Origin of the sequence: Protofrankia sp. Cr1 (assembly GCF_963555865.1) — a bacterium.
Classification (GTDB): domain Bacteria; phylum Actinomycetota; class Actinomycetes; order Frankiales; family Frankiaceae; genus Protofrankia.
This window is the reverse complement of the sequence record NZ_CAUVXO010000268.1, coordinates 1,365-6,505: the sequence shown is the minus strand read 5'-3', so window position 1 is coordinate 6,505 and position 5,141 is coordinate 1,365. Positions and strand designations below refer to the sequence as shown.

General features: G+C 66.0%; 4 protein-coding genes and 2 pseudogenes. 1 reads left to right on the top strand and 5 read right to left on the bottom strand.

What is annotated here, in order from left to right; genetic code table 11:
- Window positions 1-11 precede the first annotated feature (11 nt).
- The 5 genes and pseudogenes from U9980_RS18610 to U9980_RS18595 form a co-directional block, all read right to left on the bottom strand.
- A complete protein-coding gene (locus U9980_RS18610) occupies window positions 12-827 on the bottom strand; it encodes a mycofactocin-coupled SDR family oxidoreductase (protein WP_322752020.1) in 816 nt (271 codons plus the stop codon).
- Window positions 828-866: 39 nt separating this feature from the next.
- Window positions 867-1,682, bottom strand: coding sequence for an SDR family NAD(P)-dependent oxidoreductase (locus U9980_RS18605; protein ID WP_322769081.1), 816 nt, complete (start codon window positions 1,680-1,682; stop codon window positions 867-869).
- A 176-nt stretch (window positions 1,683-1,858) separates the two neighbouring features.
- Window positions 1,859-2,392 (bottom strand): DinB family protein, encoded by a 534-nt coding sequence (locus U9980_RS28635; protein WP_416210317.1) that lies wholly within the window; start codon window positions 2,390-2,392, stop codon window positions 1,859-1,861.
- Window positions 2,393-2,560: 168 nt separating this feature from the next.
- Window positions 2,561-3,331, bottom strand: a pseudogene (locus tag U9980_RS28630) (sterol desaturase family protein); the annotation flags it as partial.
- A gap of 150 nt (window positions 3,332-3,481) precedes the next feature.
- On the bottom strand, window positions 3,482-3,685 hold the full coding sequence (locus U9980_RS18595; RefSeq protein ID WP_322751183.1) for a hypothetical protein: 204 nt from the start codon (window positions 3,683-3,685) through the stop codon (window positions 3,482-3,484).
- 369 nt (window positions 3,686-4,054) lie between these two features.
- Here U9980_RS18595 and U9980_RS18590 point away from each other — a divergent pair.
- Window positions 4,055-5,141, top strand: a pseudogene (locus U9980_RS18590) (glycosyltransferase family 39 protein); the annotation flags it as partial.

Here is a 5,141-nt window from a genome sequence, read left to right as displayed (position 1 = left end):
TCAGACCTTGGTCAGACCTTGGTCGCCCCCATGTCGAGAGTGAGCTGCGTTGCGGTGACCGACCGGGACAGATCCGAGGCGAGCCAGACGACCGCATCCGAGATGTCATCGGAGTCTGCGATGGGCAGGTCGGGCAAGAGGCTGGCGAACGACGCCGCGTACGAGGGGTGGTCGGCCAGGACCTTGTGAATCGTCGGATCCTCGCTCATCGGAGTCGCGACTCCCCAGGGATGCACCGAGTTCACGCGGATGCGGAACTCCCCCAGCTCGATGGCCGCAGCCTTGGTCAGTCCGACGACGCCGTGCTTGGCCGCGCTGTAGTGCGCCTGAGCCGGTAACGACTTGATCCCCGCCACCGAACTGACTGTGATGATCGACCCGCCGTTGCCCGCCTCGATCATGTACGGGACCGCGGCCTTGAGGGTCCGCCACACTCCGGTGAGGTTAACGTCGATCACGGTCTGCCACTGCTCGTCAGGCATTTCCCAGAACCGGCTCCAGTTGCTGATCCCGGCGTTGGCGACGACGACGTCAAGTCGGCCGCCGAACTCGGCGACACCGTCTGCGAGCACGGCCGCCAGCGCGGCCGAGTCGCGGACGTCGGCCTGCCGGGCGTGAATTGGCTGGTCCTCGGCTTCGACCAGACGTACGGTCTCGTCAAGATCCTGTGATGTCGCGGCTGGGTAGACGTTGGCGGGCGACACCGGGCCCGCGATGTCCACCGCGATGATCCTCGCGCCTTCGCGGGCGAGCCGCACCGCGTGGCTGCGGCCCTGACCGCGAGCTGCGCCGGTGACGAAAGCGACCTTGCCGTCCAGCAATCCCATGATCGTGATCCCGCCTTGTTCAGTTCGTCCGAAGTCGGCTCAGCCCGAGGGGCTGGGCTGCGGCCAGGGGGTGGTGAGACGGCGGACCAGATCGGTGTCGCCGGTCCGACGAAGCACATACTCGCGTACCTGACCGCCGGCGGCGTGCACCACCCGTCCGGTGACGTCGGCCGCGTCCGGCGCGACGAGTCGCACGACGACGCGGGAGACATGTTCCGGGGAGAGGTCGAGTACGGCAGCGCCACTGCCCTGCGGTCCGGCCGACGCGAGGAAGTTCTCCGACATCCTGGTCAGCGCCCCCGGCGAGACAGCGTTGGCGGTGATCCCGTACGGCGCGCCCTGTTTGGCGGTGGCCATGGTCAGTCCCCAGATCGCGGCCTTCGCGGAGCTGTACCCGACGCTGTCGGCCATGCGGGTGTCCAGGGCGGCCTCCGAAATGGTGTTCACGATCCGGCCGTACCGCTGGGCGCGCATCGTCGGGAACGCAGCCCTGATCGTACCGACGCTGCCGGTGAGATGTACGGCCAGCAGCCGCTGCAGCGCTGCCTCCTCGATGTCCTCGACCGTGCCGGGTGACACGATCCCGGCGTTGTTCACCACGATGTCGATCCGGCCGAAGGCGTCCACCGCGCACGCAACGGCGGCGGCTGCTCCCGCGAACGTGGAGATGTCCGAATGGTCGACGACAGCCTGTCCACCCTGTGCGAGCACGTCCGCGGCGACGCCGTCAGCGACGGCCATACCGCGCTCGCTGCCGTCCATACTGGCACCGACATCGTTGACGACCACCGCGGCGCCGGCCGCCGCGAGTGCCCGGGCGTGGGCTGCGCCCAGCCCCCGCCCGGCGCCCGTCACGAGTGCGACTCGTCCCTGGAGCGGGAGACGTCCGCCGCCTGTCTGTACCAACATCGAAACCAACATCGAATCCCACCCCTAGGCTCATTGGGTGCACTCTAGGACGCAGCGACCCACCGGCCGGGACCGGCTACCTCGCGGCTGATCCGCGGGACCCGAACTGTTACCCGATCCAACTACCCCATCGATGTGGCGCCGTCCAGGGCCTCGCGGATGATGTCGGCGTGACCAGCGTGCTGGGCAGTCTCCGCGATCACGTGGAGCAACACCCGGCGGGCCGACCAGCGCGCGCCCGGTTCGAACCACGGAGCCTCGGGCAGCGGCTGGGAGACATCGAGATCAGGCAACGCCACCACGAGCTCATCAGTCCGGCGCGCCACCTGCTCGTACTCGTCGAGCAGCCCTGGCAGGCTCTCCCCGGCCAGCATGCGAAACGCCTCGGACCGCTCCGTCAGCTTCGCGGGCGACTGCTCCATCGCCGACGGGCCCTCGATGATGAAGGCGATCCAACCCCGTTCGGTAAACGCGACGTGTTTGATCAGACCGCCCAGGCACAACTCACTCACGGTGGTGCGCTGCGCGGCCTGATCGTCGGTCAGGTCGCGGACCGTGTAGCGCAGGAAGTACCGGTGCTTGGCCAACGTCTCCAGCAGGTCGGCGCGCTCGCTGGTCACGGCCCTGTCGGTTCGGGTCACGGTGTCCCCTTCCATCGGTGTGACGACACAGGGCACCGTAGCGACGACGTCCGACAACTTCGATACGCCTGTTCGGCGTGATCGGAACGGTGCAACGAGTTGGCCGGCCCAGGATGGCGCCATGTCCTGCGGTATCCCGTAGGCCGGCGGTGTCCCCGCGGGCAGGTAGCGGGTGCCCAGCAGGGTGTCCCAGAAGGAGAATACGGCGCCGTAGTTGCGGTTGACCGCCTCGGGAGTATCGGCATGGTGCCAGTGATGGAAGGCCGGCGTGACAAAGACGACGCTGAGCGGACGCAGAGTGAGCCGCGTGTTGGCATGAGCGAGGAACGGAAAGTAGAACTGGAAGGCGACGAACAGGGATGAGAAGGTCAGATCAAAACCGACCGCGTACAGCGGTAGGACGATTGCCGTCAGGTTGACGATCTGATCCAGCGGATGACCTCTGCTCGTGGACAGCCAGTCGAGCTCGCGGCTGGAGTGATGAACCGCGTGCAGCCGCCACAGCGGGGGCAGCTCGTGCAGTGCCCGGTGTGCGGTGTAATTCGCCAGGTCCGCCAGCAGCAGGATGATGATGAACTGACACCAGCCGGGTTGGCGCAGCAGTAACTCTCGCACGGCTTGCGGGCAGAGGTGGTGCACAGCGGGCGCGAGGACGGTGAGAACAGCGGTGGAGACGACGGTAATCGGCAGCCGGTTCGCGAAGGTATGTGCGACGTCCACATACCAGTCCTCCCGCCGGCGCCGACGGACAAGAGGCAGCAGTTGTTCAAGCGGAATGAACAGCAGCGCGCAGATGAAGAAACCGGCCAGGAGCTGCGGCCGTTCCACAACGCCCACCAGCACGGCCAGCGCGGTGAAAACGGCAGCCGGGATTCGTTGCCGACGGCGAGGCGGAACACCTTCGGGGTCGGTACTCGTCGGGTGTCGGGAGCTGGCTTCGGCTGGCGCCACCATGACCGCCTCCGCCATGACTGCCCCCACCAGATGCCCCCGAACGTCCGTCGATTCTGTTCCCGCCGTTCCCGCCGCAGCTTGTCCGGGAGTCGGGGAGTATTTCGTCTCCCCGGCTCCCGGACTCCCCGGCCGATCAGCGACCCGGAAAGGTCACTTCGTGCTGACGATGATGGGGCCGGTGGGAGTGCCCGGCTTGACCGGGCCGATCTGCATGACCCCGGCGTCGGCGGTGGATCCGCTGAACCAGTTGGGATGGGTGACCGAAAGCGTGGCGCCGGCGACCCCGAGAGCGAGAACGGCGATCATGAGCAGGCGGGCAGCAGCCTGCCGGGTCACGTGCTGGATGGCGATCATGTGCGTCCTTTCCGCGGCCGAAGAGCTCCCCGGCTCGGTGAGATGCGATCTACTTCCGGCAACGCACCAAATGGTGCATCTGTAGCGAAAAAAACTTCACATCGCCAGATTGCCAGTCAGTAGCCAGAACATGTACAGAAGGTATTTATCGTGTAAACTATTCGATGACAACACCACGCCAGTCGTCCCACCCGGGCGTTACGCGCCCTCATGGCCTGCTGACAAGCAACTAACCTGCTGACAAGCAACTGCGCCCGTGCCCTGTCCGTCCCGCGATCCACCACCGGAGGTTTTGTCGTGTCGGCGCGTTGAGACTGGTTCGGGTTTTCCGGAGCCCTATCGTCGGACCCGATGAGAAGCCCTTTCGCCGTGACCGACGATCCGTTGGGCGTGGCGAATGCGCGGGGGCGTGGGTGGCCCCTGGCGATCATGAAGGATCTGCCCGGCCCGGCGACCGCACGATTCCAGGTCTGCGTGCTGCTGACAACGGTTATATCCTCGCTCCTCGTCTTCCACAACACAGGCTGGAAAAGTCTCTGGTTCGACGAGGGGGTCACGGTCGGGCTGGTCTCCACCAGCTGGGGGCCGATGTGGGCTTTCGTCCGGGACCACGAGACCAACATGGGGCTGTATACCGTCCTGTTGAAGCTGTGGACCACCGCCGGCGACGGCGTAACATGGTCGAGGGCTTTTTCCGGTATAGCAGTCGTTGCGACGATACCGCTGCTCGCTGCGACGGGACGACGTCTCCTCGGTGAAACAACCGGGATTATTGCCGGGCTATTGATCGCGGTCAATGCATTTGCCATTCACTACGGTCAGGAGGATCGATCCTACGGCCTGACTCTCTTTCTCGTCACGCTGACGCTCTACCTGGTGTGCAGGCTGCTCGACACGTCCCGCCCGGGCCTGTCCGTCGTGTGGGGACTGGCCTGCTCAGCCGCCATCTACTCGCACGTCGTCGCTACTTTCACCGTGGCCTGCGAAATCGTCGCGGTCACGCTTCTGTTCCGGACGAAAGCCGCATGCCTGTCGCCCGGCGTTGTGCTCCAGGCCATCGGGTGCGCACCCTTGTTCTGGGTGCTGCACCGCCAGGGTTCGACCCGGCTGTCATGGGTGCCGCCGCTACGCGCTTCCCGTCTCACACCAACCGTTGCGGAAACAGTCGGAGCCGTCGGGACTTCGCCGTTGCTCTGGCTCTACTGCGCATGCATGGCCCTCGGCGTACTGCTGGGATGGCGCTCCCGGCCGATGTGGTTCACACTTGTCGTGGGATTCGGCTCGCTTCTCGCCAACGTCATCGCATCCCTGTTCCTCGCGCCCCTGTTTCTCCCGCGCTATCTGATCGTCGCCGTTCCCGGCCTGACCCTGCTGGCCGCATTCGGTATGGCGCGGCTCCCCCGCTTCGTCGTGCGAGGCCCGATCCTGGCCGTGACCGTCGCCTTTGCGCTGATAT